The organism is Dyadobacter luteus (assembly GCF_003383615.1).
GTDB lineage: Bacteria > Bacteroidota > Bacteroidia > Cytophagales > Spirosomataceae > Dyadobacter > Dyadobacter luteus.
The window spans coordinates 88,996-102,762 of the sequence record NZ_QNUL01000008.1 but is presented as its reverse complement, the minus strand read 5'-3'; the positions used below and the strand labels follow the sequence as shown (position 1 = coordinate 102,762).

Here is a 13,767-nt window from a genome sequence, read left to right as displayed (position 1 = left end):
CATAACATATTCAAAATGCCGTAGGCATGCCACGTTTGGATCCTACGGAACTTCTGATAATCAGGTGATTTGTATTATACACCTCTGAATATATATCAATTATTTTCAGCCCTGTAATACAACGTAGAGCTATTCTCAACACGCAACACCTTCGCAGCAGCTTCATTGATGTCTTCAATAGTCAGATTACGGATAATTTCTGCATCGTCATTTGCCCAGTCAGGATTGCCAGCGTTGGCCGCAAAGGCAAGATTCATAGCGCGGTTGAGCAGCTCCACTTCAGAGAAAGCAAGTGTGGCTTCTGTCTGATTTTTAATTTTAGCCAGTTCATCTTCCGTAGTTCCGTTTTTAACCAGATCAAGAATCAGTTCCGTTACAGCAGCATCGGCTTCTTCCAGTGTGATGCCGGGGTTCAGGTTTCCTTTAATGAGCAACAATCCCGGATCCAGAGAGGACGTAACGCTGGCAGTAATGCTGTTGAAAACAGGCCGGTCTTTCAATAATGCCTGGTACAAACGTGATGATTTTCCGCGCCCCAGAATATCACTGACCAGATCAGTAGCATAATATCCTTCTTCATAACGACCCGGTGTATGGAATACTTTGATCAGCGAATTCAAAGGAACAGCAGCTGAAGTTTCCATAAATCTCGCTTCGGTCTGTACAGGCTCCTTAGGCAGATTTCTAACATAAGGCTCACCGGCAGGGATTTCTCCAAACCACTTTTCAGCAAGTTCTTTTACCTGTTCAAATTTCACAGCGCCAGCTACCACCATCACCGCATTATTCGGCCTGTAGAATTTGAAAAAGAAATTTTGAACATCCTCCATGGTTGCCCTTTCTATGTGTTCTATATCCTTGCCGATGGTCGCCCAGCGATAAGGGTGTGTTTGATAAGTCAGTGGCCGCAGTTTGAGCCACATATCGCCATAAGGTTGGTTCAGGTATCTTTGCTTAAACTCCTCTATCACAACCTTACGCTGCACTTCCAGCACATTGGGGTCAAATGACAAGCTCATCATCCGATCAGATTCCAGCCAGAAAGCAGTTTCTACATTTTCAGCCGGCAGGGTGATATAGTAATTGGTAATATCAGGAGATGTGAAGGCATTGTTTTCTCCGCCTACATTCTGGACAGGAATGTCGTAGCTCGGAATATTTTTGGAGCCACCAAACATCAGGTGCTCGAACAAATGCGCAAATCCGGTACGTTCTTCATCTTCGTCGCGCGAGCCTACATTATAGAGGATATTGACCGCAGCCATAGGCGTTGAAAAATCTTCATGAACGAAAACTTTAAGACCGTTATCCAATGTAAACTGTTCGTAGCGAATCATAGCGACTTGACTGAAAATTATTGTGAAAACCAAAGCACCAAAAATATAAAGATGGATAGAAACCACGTTGTATATTTTGGGGTTATAAACAAAGCTACTGACCTGGTGGGAATCCACCAAACCAATTCGTCAATATACTAAAAGCCATGAAATTTACTTTGCGCGTTCAATATATAGTTTTTGTCTTATTCTGCTTTCCGTTTTTGTCTCACGCTCAGCTGCTCAACGATCCGGCAGCAATTAAAACAGTTCAAAAAAGCCTGGATCATATCTACAATTACGAGTTCGATGAGGCGGGTCATGTGATAGATGCCATTGAGAAAAAGTACCCCAATCACCCAGTGACTTACATTCTCGACTCTTTCGTGTTGTATTGGAAACATTTGCCGATTAAGGATAATCCAACGAAGTCGAAGGAATACATCCAAAAATTGAATCTGGCATTAAGTGCTACCGAGAAAAAATATGGAAAGGATACCAAAGATCCGGAGGGGATGTTTTATGTGATGGTAGCCAGAGGTTATATGGCGATGATGTACAACTATCGCGGCGAAATGCTGAATGCTGCCGGTGAAGGAAAAAAGGCTTACAATGCTTTTATCGACGGGATGAAGCTGATGGATAAAAATCCGGAATTCTATTTCACTTCAGGTATGTACAACTACTATGTGGAGGTATATCCCGAGGTGCATCCGATGGTGAAACCTCTGCTGGTTTTCTTTAAAAACGGAGATAAAGCTTTGGGATTGAAACAAGTGGATGTTGCGACACGCTCGGGTGTGATTACGCGTGCTGAGGCATGTTTCTATTTGGCGCATTTGTATATCAAGTATGAAATGAGGCCGGAGAAAGCAGCGATTTATCTGGATAAGCTTACGGATTGGTATCCGCGAAATCCGTTATTTATCATGAAAAACGCGGAGGCTCTTTTGTTAGCCGGAGATTATGATGATGCGGCGAAGCAAATAACTGCTTTAAGGAAGTATACTACCGGATTTTATCCGATCGCACAGCATACTTTCCAGGGAATCAATTACGAAAAGAATACCAAAAGCGATGCAGCTGCTCAAAAGGAGTATTTAGCTGCTCTCAAAATTCCGCATGACGATCAGTATACAAAGGAATACCACGCCATGGCCTATGCCGGTCTGGCTCGTATATCCAGCAGGGCAGGAAACAAACCGAAAGCGAAGGAGTATTATAAAAAGTGTCTTGAAAAAGCGGAGTACAGGATTTTGATGAAAGAAGCGAAGGCTTTTAAGTAATCGTTAGTCCTGATTTGCAGCCGGGATGCTTATGCCCTTCTGTTCACCCCGACTTCAAATGGGGGTGAAAAAAGGAGGAATGAAGAATTTTTTATTTAGGGAACAGACTTTTATCCAACCCCGGAATAATACGCAAAGCATTTTTGTAATAAAGCTTTTTCAATACCTCATCAGATAAGCCCAAACCATACATCCGCCAGAACGCGTGGTACTTTTTATGATAGGGGAAATATTCATCTTCCGTTTCCAGCACGCGGAAATAAGTAGCATACTCAGCAGGAACCCAGCTATCTTTTCCGAATAGCACGCGGTCCTGGTATTTATCAAAAAACTTTTTGGCTGTACGTGGCTGACGGCCCAGTTCTGCAATCACAGCGCCGATTTCCACATACATATTTGGAAACACCTGCATCAGACTGTCCAGCTTTTTCAGATTATTGGGATACCAACCCATGTGGGCATTGATAAAAGTGGTTTTAGGATTATTCCTGAAAATGAAATGCTGCTCAGCAATCAATGAATCAAAGGGCACTGGATCATTCGGTCCGCGACGGCGGCCGGGATGCGTTTTTAGTTCGAGCCAGCGTTCGTTATATCTATCCATAGGATCCCAGAAAGAAGGTACGTCTGCGGTGTGAATAATAACCGGAATGCCCAGCTCACCGCATTTCTGCCATACAGGCTGCAATCGGGAATCGCTTACTGGTACGCGGTTTCCTTTGTCATCTTTGATTCCCGCAAAACCCAGGCTTTTGTATATTTTCAATCCTTTAGCTCCCGATTTTACATCTTCTTCCAGTTGTTTTACAGCACGGATTGTCCAGTCTTTTTCTCCGAAACCTTTAAACTGAAGATTAGTGAAAATAGCAATGCGCTTAGGTTCATTTTTGGCAACGTTGGCCAGCGAGCCTTTCAGTGTTGTTGTTCCTTCTGCCCATTCCTGTGTCCACCCGCGCCCACTCAGGTTCACCATTATTCCCATATTCAAACTGTCCATCTGAGCTACCAGCGCTTTCAGATCCTGCGTCGGCATCTGGTACTGATGATTATGTACATCAATGAAAGGGAATTTGGCACGTTTCAACGGGTGCTCTTCTACTTTAAGCGTCGAAACAGGATCATATTCTTCAAACCCAAGCGGCTGTGTGATATTGGAATCCTGAGCAAAAGCCGGGCTAATGAAGCAAAGGGAAAGTGCAGCGAGTTTTAGGAGTTTCATGTTAAGTAGATATGGAGAGAATGTAAACGGATCACTTAAAATCTCTTAGTGAACAATTTCAAAAGGGAGTTTCTTTTTATTATAGATAAGTGCCACACAATGCGCCGCAATTCCTTCTTCACGCCCTACAAACCCCAGATGCTCCGAGGTGGTGGCCTTTATGGAAATATCTTCTTCGTCAATTTGCATCACCTGCGCCAGGCAAGCTTTCATTTCAGGGATATGAGGATTTAGTTTAGGGTTCTGAAGTACGATGGTCACATCCAGATTCCCCACTTCATAATCCTTCTCACGGATCATCTCCAACACCCTTTTGAGCAGTAATTTACTGTCCACACCTTTCCACTGAGGATCTTTGTCTGAAAAATGATAACCAATATTACGCATATTGGCAGCACCGAGCAGTGCATCGCAAATAACATGGCAAACTACATCGGCATCGGAGTGTCCTTTTGCACCATGTGTATGTAAAATCAAAATACCACCAAGCCAGAAAGGCCGGCCTTCTTCAAGCTGGTGTACGTCGTAACCTTGTCCGATCCGGAACGGGAACATGTCAAAAATGTTTAATGAGACCTTTCCCGCAAGTTGGCGATTGTATGGCTGAATGGCAAATATTCCATTTCCTCAGAATTTATTTTTCAAATATATTGCATCTATCTACGAAGTTTTCGTAAGTTTACGAAAACTTCGTAGATATGGAAAAGCTAACACAACAGGAGGAGGAGGCCATGCAGGCGGTATGGAAAGTGGGAGAAGGAAATGTAAAGTCATTTATGGCTGCATTGGATGAACCGTGGCCGCCCTATACAACACTTGCCTCGACAATCAAGAATCTTGAAAAGAAAGGCTATGTGCAAAGCAGGCTGATCGGCAATGCGTATTTGTATGCGCCTGCTGTGACAGAAGAAATGTACAAGCAGAAGTTTATGGGTAATGTGGTGAAGGATTACTTCGAAAACTCTTATAAGGAACTGGTTAATTTTTTTGTAGAGAAAAAGAAGATATCTGCCGATGAGTTGAAGGAAATTATTGGACTGATAGAAGGAAGAGATAAGGAAAACTAACTCCGAAATGCTATGTCTCCATACATCGAATATTTGCTGAAAGTATCAATCGGGTTGATGGTCATGACCGTTTTTTACCAGATTGCCCTTCGGAAGTTTACGTTCTATAACTGGAACCGGTGGTATCTGTTGGGGTATTCTGTGCTTACGTTTTTTATCCCATTTATCAATGTCGACAGTCAGCTGAAGGGAGTAAATCCCGTTGCGACAAAAGTGGTGCGTATGGTGCCGTTAGTTCAGGATTATACAAAACAGGAGATTATAGCAGATCGTGAACTATCCGCTGTTTCCAGTTTTTATCTGTCTGATATTGTGCTATTTGTGATTTTTGCGGGTGGATTGCTGATGTTGTTTCGTGCCGGAGTAGCCGCTTACGCTTTTTATAAAATAAAGAAGAAAGCTCGGCTGATTTCTAATCAGGGCGTGAAACTCTATGATGTGAGCAAGGATATTATGCCTTTTTCTTTTGGGGGCTCCATTTTTATCAACAGGCATCTTCACGATGAGAATGATTTAAAAGAAATTATCCTCCATGAATACATTCATATCCGGCAAAAACATACGATTGATATTTTGTGGGCAGAGTTGATTTGCGTGCTCAATTGGTACAATCCGTTTGCCTGGATGCTCCGCGCTGCCATTCGTCAGAACCTGGAATTTATCGCCGACCGGGCCGTGTTGGAAAACGGTACAGATGCAAAGGCGTACCAGTATCTGCTTTTAAAAGTAGTGGGTGTGCGGGAGTTCCGTATTGCGAGTCAGTTTAATTTTTCATCCCTTAAACAGCGTATCATGATGATGAACAAGATGAAAACAGCGAGAATACATTTGATCAGATTTCTGTTTGTACTGCCGCTGCTTTGTGTGCTGCTGGTAGCTTTCAGGAATATTGAGAATAATTTCACTAAAAATAAAGGAGGATTTCCCTCGGGAAAAATTTTCATAGCCGGAATTGTCGCGGATGCTGAGACGGGGAAGCCAATCGCTGGTATGCCGCTGAAGGTAACATCCGGTTTTAAAATGAATAAATCGATGAATATAGTCAGTGCTGGGGGAGAGGCTTTTATAAGTTCGTCGTTCCCGCCATTGGAGTATATCACTACCATAAAAAGCGATGAAAACGGATTCTATTGGTTTGAAAAGGACGTTAGGGGGGATTCTTCCCAGGTTTACAGAGTAACAATCACAGATGATGAGTACAAGGATATGTTTTTGCAGGTAATTGTAAAAAACGGAGAACCGCGTTGGGGGGCTTTTAACGTAAGCTTTATAGCTGATAAAAATAAAAAAGATTTGTCCGGCGGTATTTACAGGATTGATCAAAAGGAATTTTTTGCAGGAAATAAGGTAACGGGTGATGTCAAGCTTATTTTGAAGAAGGAGCTATTGGAGAAACAAGAGATGTTCTGGGAGGAATGCCATCTTAAAAATTCTTTTAAACAAGCCTATAAAAAACCGAAACATAATATAACAAAATTTGGTAAAGGATATTTTGATCAGTCACGTGAACTTGTTGGATGGGAAGGAGTTACAGAGTTTTATCTGGATGGTGAAAAAGTGCCATACAATGAGGTAAACAGCTCAGTCGGGAAAAGCAGTGTTACGTTGTTGAACACGGAAAGAGATAGTGAAATGCGATTTCGAAAAAAGCTCTTTTACTACACATATAAGACAAACCTTGAAGCGCCACCTGCATCCTATTTGAAAGAGAAAGATATTGAATGGCTTGATATCGATGCTTTTGACATTACCTCTATGGATAGTGAAGCTTATTTTTTAGATGGTTTCAGGCAAACGTATGGCGTTGGGAGTAATCTGAAACCTTCGAAGTCTGAAATCAAGCGAATAGCAGTGTTCAGAGGTAAGCTCGCTCGTTACTATGACAAGAATCGTGAAAAGATACTATGGATTGAAACCAGACCAGTGGACGAGGTCTATGGTCGTCCGGCGTTTGCCGGCAGATAGGTTTTGATATTTAATCACTATCAGGAGTTTAACCGCAAGTTCCCGGTAATATTTGAACAGAAATCTGACTTTTATCAGTTATTTTTACCGGCTTTTCAGGAGGCCGGTATTTTTATTTTACCGGTATTCATCCGACAGGCTCTGATCATTCATGCGCAACAAACAAAAATCTATTTTCAAAAAAGTAATGCTGATTATTCTCTCAGTTCTGGTACTTTGTGCCATCGCACTATTTTTATTTTTTCAGTTGGAATCTTTCGGTAAAAATCCCGAAGGTGCCAGGCTGGAAAGGATTAAAAAATCACCCAATTATAAAGACGGCAGTTTTGTCAATCTTGTCGATACGCCTGTGAGTGCTCCGAATTCCAATATGTTCAAACTGACCTTGCAGTTTCTTTTTAAAGATAAGGAAGATACAGATCCGGCCTTCACGGTACCATCTGTAAAAAGGGATCTGAAAATAAAGCCTTCCGAAAAGCCGACTTTGACCTATTTCGGACACTCGGGCTATATGTTGCAGATTGATAACAAAAATATACTGATGGATCCGGTGTTGAGCGAAAGGACATCACCGGTGCAATGGGCAGGGACAAAGAGTTATCCGGGGACGAATATATATAAAGTGCAGGATCTGCCTGAAATTGATTATGTTTTTCTTTCGCATGATCACTACGATCACATGGATTACGAAACAATCAAACAATTTGCAGGGAAGTCAACGAAGTTCGTGGTGCCATTAGGAGTAGGAGCACATTTGGAGCACTGGGGTATTAGTCCTTCTCAAATTACAGAACTTGATTGGTGGGAAAAAACGAATGCAGTGATGGGAGCAAACGTGACTGCTACACCAGCCAGGCATTTTTCAGGACGTAGTTTGGCGAGAGGTAAATCTTTATGGGCTTCATACGTATTTGAAACACCCGATTACAAAATATTCCTTGGAGGAGACTCCGGCTATGAGAGTCATTTCAAAAAAATTGGTGATCAGTTTGGCCCCTTCGATCTTGCAATTCTTGAATGTGGGCAATACAACGAAATGTGGCCATACATCCATATGATGCCGGAAGAAACGGCGCAGGCTGGTGCCGACTTAGGGGCGAAAATTGTTTGGCCGGTTCATTGGGGTCGGTTCACGCTGGGGTTACATCCATGGAATGAATCGCCGCAAAGAATTGCAAAAAAAGCAAAAGAAATAGGGCTCAGACTGACCACGCCGATGATTGGGGAGCAGATTATACTCGATACGGCCTATCCCGATAAAAACTGGTGGGATGATGCAAAGAGATGATAAAAAGAACGCCTGCTGAGATTATCCTCAACAGGCGTTCTTTTTATTTTGTAGTTTCTATTCCCGGTGCCCTAAGTTTTTCAATTTCCTGCTCCTGACTTGCTGCTTTAAAGTAGAAATACAGCGCTGCGATCAGAAATATTTTTGATAAAATAAAGACAGCGATAAATGCAGGTCGCCACCATTTATGCACTTTGATGTGGGTATCGTTAACCTCTATTTCAAGATATTCGTCTTTCTTCGGGGGCTGTTCAGAGGACTTGTTCTCATAAACATGTTTTTTCTTCTGAATATCACGTCTCGTTGTCCTTAATTGAATGATCTCTCTTACTTCCGGGGGAGGAGGAACCGATCCCTGGTTGAAGTAAGACATGATATCTGCTTCTAATTCCAGCGTATAATCTGTCAAATCCTGATCTGTGAGAACTCTTTCCAGAACAAATTCTTTCTCCTTGTCTGTAGTAAGACCCAGAACATACGATTCCAGAATTCCGCTTTCTATAAAATCTCTAGTTTCCAAGTGTGCCGATGTTAAGAGTTACGATACGATTTGAAAAAATCATGAAATGCTTTCAGCACTTCTGATTTCGAAATAAACAGCTTTTGCGCCACCTCATCGGGTGTAAATCCCTGTCTGAATGCAAGATCGAAAATACGTTGAGGTGATTTATCATTGTCATCTGCAGGCAAAGTTGCCGAACTATTATCCAACTCCATAATCCTCTTTTTCATATCAATTGCCTTGGATCTTGCCAGTTTTATGACGCATGCAGCGAAGGAAAATGGGTAGCTGTTACAAGCCTGTAACTGCGGTGAGGCAAAAACATTGACCAATATTTCCTGAGCCAGATGTTGCTGGGGTATAATCTGAAGAATAATCCCATAAGCCATGGCGCTATATCTGTCGTAAATCTCCAGTGAGGTCAATGGCTTACTGGTAGCAACCGGGTGTGCGGCAGTCCCGTTGTTAGTTCGTTCTAGTTCCTTCATATAGCCAGCTAAATGATAACGGATATTGTGTTAGGGTAATGTGTAGTATGTAAATCGATTTACCAGGATAATAAGACCTATACCTGACAATGCTTTTAAAAGAGTATCTCTCAGTTAATTTAATGATACTAATCAGCTAAAATAAATATTATTTCTGTAATATCAGCCATATTACAGGCAGAGTCTTTAAAGATATGGGTAGATTTCGGGCAGTAACATAGGTTGATTTCTTAACTTTACGATATGAATAATGAAATAGCAGTGATTTTTGACATGGACGGTGTTATCTGCCACACCAATCCTTACCATTCAATGGCTTTCCGTCAATTTTTTTCTACCAGAAATCTTTCACCGACTGATGAGGAATTTGCTCTGCATATGTATGGGAAGAGCAATAGCTATATCATGAGCCATTTTTTACAGAGAGTAATTGAGGGTGAAGAATTGCTGCAACTGGAAGATGAAAAAGAGAGTCTTTTCAGGGAAATTTATGAGCCATATATTGAGCCAATTCTCGGGATTGTCCATTTTATGACAGATCTTGAGAGTCATGGTGTGAAGCTGGGGGTTGCAACTTCCGCGCCAAGAGCCAATCTCGATCTCATTATGAGCAAAGTTCCGGTAAGGGAAAAACTGGGGTCTATATTGGCCAGTGAAAATGTGAAGAAGCACAAGCCGGATCCTGAAGTGTACCTCACATCCGCTGCCAATCTGGGTGTAAAACCTGAACAGTGTGTAGTTTTTGAAGATTCATTTTCTGGTGTTACAGCCGGGCTGAACGCGGGTATGCGTGTGGTAGGTGTGCTAAGTTCACATACCAAAGAGGAATTGCCACCCTGTAATTTATACATAGAGAACTATCTTGAACTTTCTTACGAGAAAATCATAAGCCTGTTCTGAATATAAGCCGGTAAAGAAGGGGCTACATAACAGAAGGCCCCTTTACTTTTACATCGAAAGCTCCCGTAAGAACTCTTTCATTACGCTTCACTTGCAGGAAAATCCGGTAGCGCCCTTCCTTGGGGAAGGAATAAGGAAATGAAATTCTGCTTCCATGATCCATCCCTACCATACCGCTCTCATTCGGTTCATACATGCCCATTTCGGTCATCAGAAATTCTTCCCGTTCGAGTACTGACATGGCTTTCAGTTTCGTCAGATAACTATCAACGCTGTCTTTAAATACGACTGAAGTTGGTCTTTTGATGAGTTTGGTCGTATCTGCCAGTCGGTTCTTGAAAATTTGTTCTGCCGCCATAGGAAATGATCCTGAAGGATGCAGATGCACATACACAGATCCGTCGCTTCGCATTACCACTGCATGGCCCATCATGCCCAGGTAAGGTTCGGGAAGACAAGGGCTATTGTCAGGGTTAAAAATTTCAAAGTTGAGCTGATACGCTTTTCCTGCTTCCAATGCCTGATCCGGTTTACCTTCCCAAATGGCATAGGAACCATCCTGGAAAACAGTTTTTGTTCCGGGTTTACCACAGATGACCACGTCTGCATCCATGGCCACATTTCCCGGCGCGTTAATCGGATCTGTTATGATGTAGGTATCTTCGGAAAACTTCGGACTTTCCGGTGCTTTTCTGGAATGCTCAGCAATGACAATTGTATCTGTAATGGTTTCTGAAAATCCTGAATAACGAACAATATCAGCATAAACTACATATTTACCTCCTGGTAAATTGGGTAATGAAGTTTGAAAAGTAGTGCTGTCTTGCCGCTCAGGATGGATATGGGCAAAGGCATCCAAGCCAGGAACTCGGATTAAAAATGCATGCATCAGTTTGCCATGATCGGGTATGAGCGTGCTGAGCATATTACCTCTGTTTTGAGATTGCCAGTCGGCTGTATCAATACTTACCCTGAACGTCCGTTCATCGCCCTGATCCAATACAGACGCACTACCTTTAATGGGTTGATAAAGGTGCTTTTTGTATTGAGCTGCCCAGGCGTTCCACCAGCTGCTGCCGCCGTAGAGAATCAACGCGCACACCACACTGGCAATGCCCATGTTGATGTATTTTTTTCGTCTTTTAGGCTGACTCAATGTTTCGCCTTTAGGTAAAAGTCCGTCGCTAACACTGGCACCAATGGTGGTGATCATCAGTGTAAACAATATAATTCCCAACACACTCAGCATAATTCCCAAACCTTCCGGCATATCCCTTTGTGCTGTAGAAATGGCCATGACAGGTACAATAAGTTCGCCTTTGCCTTTATCTCCATCCACAAGAATCTGGGCGCTGGATGAGCCAGGCTCCATCAGCCATATGTCACCTTCAAACTGACTTTGCTGGCTTGCTATCAGTTTATCAGCTGAAGGAGCGCCTTTGTCGCCGGATCTGAAATAGATGGGTCGGGCTTCTACAGAAGTGACATTACCGTTTTCTACGAATACGGTTACGCGGGCTGTTCCGGGAATGACATCCGGCGGTTGTATGTTCACCAGAATTTTGTAAGGACCGGCTTGTCCCTGCATTTGAACACCAGTGCTACCGACGTGTGCATGAGCCAAGTGACCCAATACAGTCAGGAAAAGGAGGTTGAGAAGCTTTTTCATCTTTGAATTTTATGCATCCAGTTTCCCCATGAAAGTCCGATGCGGGTAGAAATTACGCTGCCTGCCAGTGCAATGCCCAGGCCCTGGATGAGTTCTGAGTTACTCTCCAGCATCCATGGAGCAAATTTGTAGCGGAATTCAAAGTCAGGATTGTTGCCAAAGTACCAGGAATCGGATCCGAAGAACCAGTTACGGGCATAAGGAGATTCCATCAGGAAGCCACCCATAAACCATTGTACGATAAAGAAAACGGCTATGAATGTGATGCCCAGTATAAGCGAAAGTGTCCAGTCGTTCAGGTGAGTGAGTTTCGCCCTTATTAAATCCAAAACAATAGCCGGAATAATAAGTAGTAGCGGAAATTGAAAAGCCTGATAATGATCGATGTGATTAAGAACCGGTCCTAGTTTTGGTTCAGCAGGGAATAATGGAATGATCCAAAGTGTACCCAGCATCATCACCGTGTAAACAGTGGTAACAGCAGTGATCGTCCATTTATGACGGACTGCTCTGCCTGTGGCAAAAAGTAATAGAGGAAAGGCAAATGCTGCGTAGATATAGTAGCTGGAGCGATGCGACTCCATTCTGCCCAATTCTTCTGACAGTAATGTGAACCAGATGGTAAGTAAAAAGCCTGCGGACAGTGCAAAGAGTGTGAACAGCTTATTGGTAGTTGTCCGATTGTGTGAGGTCTTAAACTGGTTACTGATGGCGATCACACTGATCATTGCTCCGAATTGTATGCCGATCATGCCTAATAGCAGTACGGTGTGTGGTGGAGAAAGTATGGTTACATCCAGTCCGTAGGTATTGTGCCACCAGTCGTCGAAGGGAGCCGAAGTGAGCATAGCAATGGCACCCCAGACACAAAACAAAGCACCAAGTGAGCTGTAAAAAAATCCCCATATTTTTACGCTTCCAGCCTTTTCGTCAGCTGATCCCCAAAAGGTTTTTCGCAGAATTTCATAACCAGAAAATAGTCCAGCTACCACAGCTCCCAGATAAATGATCAGGTGAGGAGGAGATAGCAGTCCGTCACGGCCAATGGAAATATGCCAGCAAATGTCCCAGATCAGTCCGGTGATCACGCAAAAGGAGGAAAAAACCGTCGCAAGAATGTAAACCGGAATACTGGCCTTTTTATTCAAAGCATACGTCTGGCCCGGAGACAATGATGGTAGAGTAGTTTCCATGAAGTTATTGAAAGGGTCGGGTTGAGCGTGATAATATTATCCATCAGACAATTCAAGGTGAAGTATCCCCCATCGAACTATCAGATTTTCAAGAATATATCTTTGTGTAAAATAACCTTTAAATTAGAAAGGACGCATCGCCTTTACAAATCTTCCTTTGAAGTAATTTGAAAAAAGATTGTCTTCACGTACACCTTTTGAAGTTGAAGCATGAATGAACATGATTTCATCGCCGTTCCGCACATCGGTTACGATACCCGCATGTGATACATAACCTTCTTTACCTGCTTCCGGAACAAAGAAAACCCAATCGCCGGGTTTGAGTTCTTTGATACTCCCCACTTCTGATCCGAATTCAGATTGTTGCCATGAAATTCTCGGTACTTTAACTCCTATTTCTGAATAAACCGAGCAAATTAGTCCTGAGCAATCAATACCACTTTTGTCATTACCTCCTGAGCGGTACGGTGTTCCCCAGTAGGTACGGGCTACTTCTACGACCTTTGGAACTTCAGTGCTGTAAGAACCTGAGGGACGGCTGTAGGTAGGTCTGGCTGCAGGAGTGGTGGTTCTGGATGTATTGGCAGGCTTTCTCGCCGGTGTTCTACCTGCTGTTGAGCGTGGATTATTGCGGGACGAATTGCTTCCCGGACGCGCCGCAGACGCATTGGAAGGTGTTTTCCTGAGGGTATCACAGGAGGATAAAATAAGCGTGAAAATGAATAAAATGGAAAGGTAAAGTGTAATGTGCCTGGTCATGCGCAATGTTTTTGCCTGCGAAGTTTCTTTTACAAATAACGACACTTCTGCCAAAAATTGTCAAAACAAAAGGTTAAAAGATATAAAACGGTCATTTGCAGTGAGTCAAAAACGA

General features: G+C 42.9%; 13 protein-coding genes. 5 read left to right on the top strand and 8 right to left on the bottom strand.

What is annotated here, in order from left to right; translation table 11 throughout:
- Positions 1–95: 95 nt before the first annotated feature.
- Entirely contained in the window at positions 96–1,337 is a 1,242-nt protein-coding gene (locus DSL64_RS12590) for a M16 family metallopeptidase (protein WP_115831254.1), read from the bottom strand.
- A gap of 146 nt (positions 1,338–1,483) precedes the next feature.
- On the opposite strand from DSL64_RS12590, the gene DSL64_RS12585 reads away from it, so the two are divergent.
- On the top strand, positions 1,484–2,602 hold the full coding sequence (locus DSL64_RS12585; protein ID WP_115831253.1) for a tetratricopeptide repeat protein: 1,119 nt from the start codon (positions 1,484–1,486) through the stop codon (positions 2,600–2,602).
- Positions 2,603–2,693: 91 nt separating this feature from the next.
- On the opposite strand, the gene DSL64_RS12580 is transcribed toward DSL64_RS12585, so the two are convergent.
- Complete coding sequence (locus DSL64_RS12580; protein WP_115831252.1) at positions 2,694–3,821, bottom strand: amidohydrolase family protein; 1,128 nt, start codon at positions 3,819–3,821, stop codon at positions 2,694–2,696.
- A gap of 45 nt (positions 3,822–3,866) precedes the next feature.
- Entirely contained in the window at positions 3,867–4,376 is a 510-nt protein-coding gene (gene ispF, locus DSL64_RS12575) for a 2-C-methyl-D-erythritol 2,4-cyclodiphosphate synthase (RefSeq protein WP_115831251.1), read from the bottom strand.
- Between the two features lie 143 nt (positions 4,377–4,519).
- On the opposite strand from ispF, the gene DSL64_RS12570 reads away from it, so the two are divergent.
- From DSL64_RS12570 to DSL64_RS12560, 3 genes are all read left to right on the top strand, one after another.
- On the top strand, positions 4,520–4,888 hold the full coding sequence (locus DSL64_RS12570) for a BlaI/MecI/CopY family transcriptional regulator (protein ID WP_115831250.1): 369 nt from the start codon (positions 4,520–4,522) through the stop codon (positions 4,886–4,888).
- A 12-nt stretch (positions 4,889–4,900) separates the two neighbouring features.
- A complete protein-coding gene (locus tag DSL64_RS12565; protein WP_115831249.1) occupies positions 4,901–6,853 on the top strand; it encodes a M56 family metallopeptidase in 1,953 nt (650 codons plus the stop codon).
- 151 nt (positions 6,854–7,004) lie between these two features.
- Positions 7,005–8,141 (top strand): MBL fold metallo-hydrolase, encoded by a 1,137-nt coding sequence (locus DSL64_RS12560; RefSeq protein WP_229217064.1) that lies wholly within the window; start codon positions 7,005–7,007, stop codon positions 8,139–8,141.
- A gap of 43 nt (positions 8,142–8,184) precedes the next feature.
- Here the strand turns inward: DSL64_RS12560 and DSL64_RS12555 are convergent, their stop codons facing one another.
- Both DSL64_RS12555 and DSL64_RS12550 read right to left on the bottom strand, forming a co-directional pair.
- Positions 8,185–8,661 carry a hypothetical protein gene (locus DSL64_RS12555; protein ID WP_115831248.1) on the bottom strand — a complete coding sequence of 159 codons (477 nt, stop codon included), beginning with the start codon at positions 8,659–8,661 and terminating at the stop codon, positions 8,185–8,187.
- An 11-nt stretch (positions 8,662–8,672) separates the two neighbouring features.
- Positions 8,673–9,131, bottom strand: a complete 459-nt coding sequence (locus tag DSL64_RS12550; protein WP_115831247.1) for a hypothetical protein — start codon at positions 9,129–9,131, stop codon at positions 8,673–8,675.
- Positions 9,132–9,374: 243 nt separating this feature from the next.
- Between DSL64_RS12550 and DSL64_RS12545 the strand changes: the two genes are divergently transcribed.
- Positions 9,375–10,031: an HAD family hydrolase gene (locus tag DSL64_RS12545; RefSeq protein ID WP_115831246.1), complete on the top strand. Its 657-nt coding sequence runs from the start codon at positions 9,375–9,377 to the stop codon at positions 10,029–10,031.
- 22 nt (positions 10,032–10,053) lie between these two features.
- Here the strand turns inward: DSL64_RS12545 and DSL64_RS12540 are convergent, their stop codons facing one another.
- The 3 genes from DSL64_RS12540 to DSL64_RS12530 form a co-directional block, all read right to left on the bottom strand.
- Entirely contained in the window at positions 10,054–11,700 is a 1,647-nt protein-coding gene (locus DSL64_RS12540) for a DUF8832 domain-containing protein (protein WP_115831245.1), read from the bottom strand.
- Positions 11,697–12,893, bottom strand: a complete 1,197-nt coding sequence (locus DSL64_RS12535; protein WP_229217063.1) for a hypothetical protein — start codon at positions 12,891–12,893, stop codon at positions 11,697–11,699. The genes DSL64_RS12540 and DSL64_RS12535 overlap by 4 nt, the downstream gene beginning before the upstream one ends.
- A 123-nt stretch (positions 12,894–13,016) precedes the next feature.
- Positions 13,017–13,652 (bottom strand): C40 family peptidase, encoded by a 636-nt coding sequence (locus DSL64_RS12530; protein ID WP_115831346.1) that lies wholly within the window; start codon positions 13,650–13,652, stop codon positions 13,017–13,019.
- Positions 13,653–13,767 lie beyond the last annotated feature (115 nt).

Bases quoted from the DNA above. Each gene is read 5' to 3' on its own strand.
- DSL64_RS12590 (WP_115831254.1), bottom strand. From the start codon at position 1,337: ATGATTCGCTACGAACAGTTTACATTGGATAACGGTCTTAAAGTTTTC.
- DSL64_RS12585 (WP_115831253.1), top strand. From the start codon at position 1,484: ATGAAATTTACTTTGCGCGTTCAATATATAGTTTTTGTCTTATTCTGC.
- DSL64_RS12580 (WP_115831252.1), bottom strand. From the start codon at position 3,821: ATGAAACTCCTAAAACTCGCTGCACTTTCCCTTTGCTTCATTAGCCCG.
- ispF (WP_115831251.1), bottom strand. From the start codon at position 4,376: ATGTTCCCGTTCCGGATCGGACAAGGTTACGACGTACACCAGCTTGAA.
- DSL64_RS12570 (WP_115831250.1), top strand. From the start codon at position 4,520: ATGGAAAAGCTAACACAACAGGAGGAGGAGGCCATGCAGGCGGTATGG.
- DSL64_RS12565 (WP_115831249.1), top strand. From the start codon at position 4,901: ATGTCTCCATACATCGAATATTTGCTGAAAGTATCAATCGGGTTGATG.
- DSL64_RS12560 (WP_229217064.1), top strand. From the start codon at position 7,005: ATGCGCAACAAACAAAAATCTATTTTCAAAAAAGTAATGCTGATTATT.
- DSL64_RS12550 (WP_115831247.1), bottom strand. From the start codon at position 9,131: ATGAAGGAACTAGAACGAACTAACAACGGGACTGCCGCACACCCGGTT.
- DSL64_RS12545 (WP_115831246.1), top strand. From the start codon at position 9,375: ATGAATAATGAAATAGCAGTGATTTTTGACATGGACGGTGTTATCTGC.
- DSL64_RS12540 (WP_115831245.1), bottom strand. From the start codon at position 11,700: ATGAAAAAGCTTCTCAACCTCCTTTTCCTGACTGTATTGGGTCACTTG.
- DSL64_RS12535 (WP_229217063.1), bottom strand. From the start codon at position 12,893: ATGGAAACTACTCTACCATCATTGTCTCCGGGCCAGACGTATGCTTTG.
- DSL64_RS12530 (WP_115831346.1), bottom strand. From the start codon at position 13,652: ATGACCAGGCACATTACACTTTACCTTTCCATTTTATTCATTTTCACG.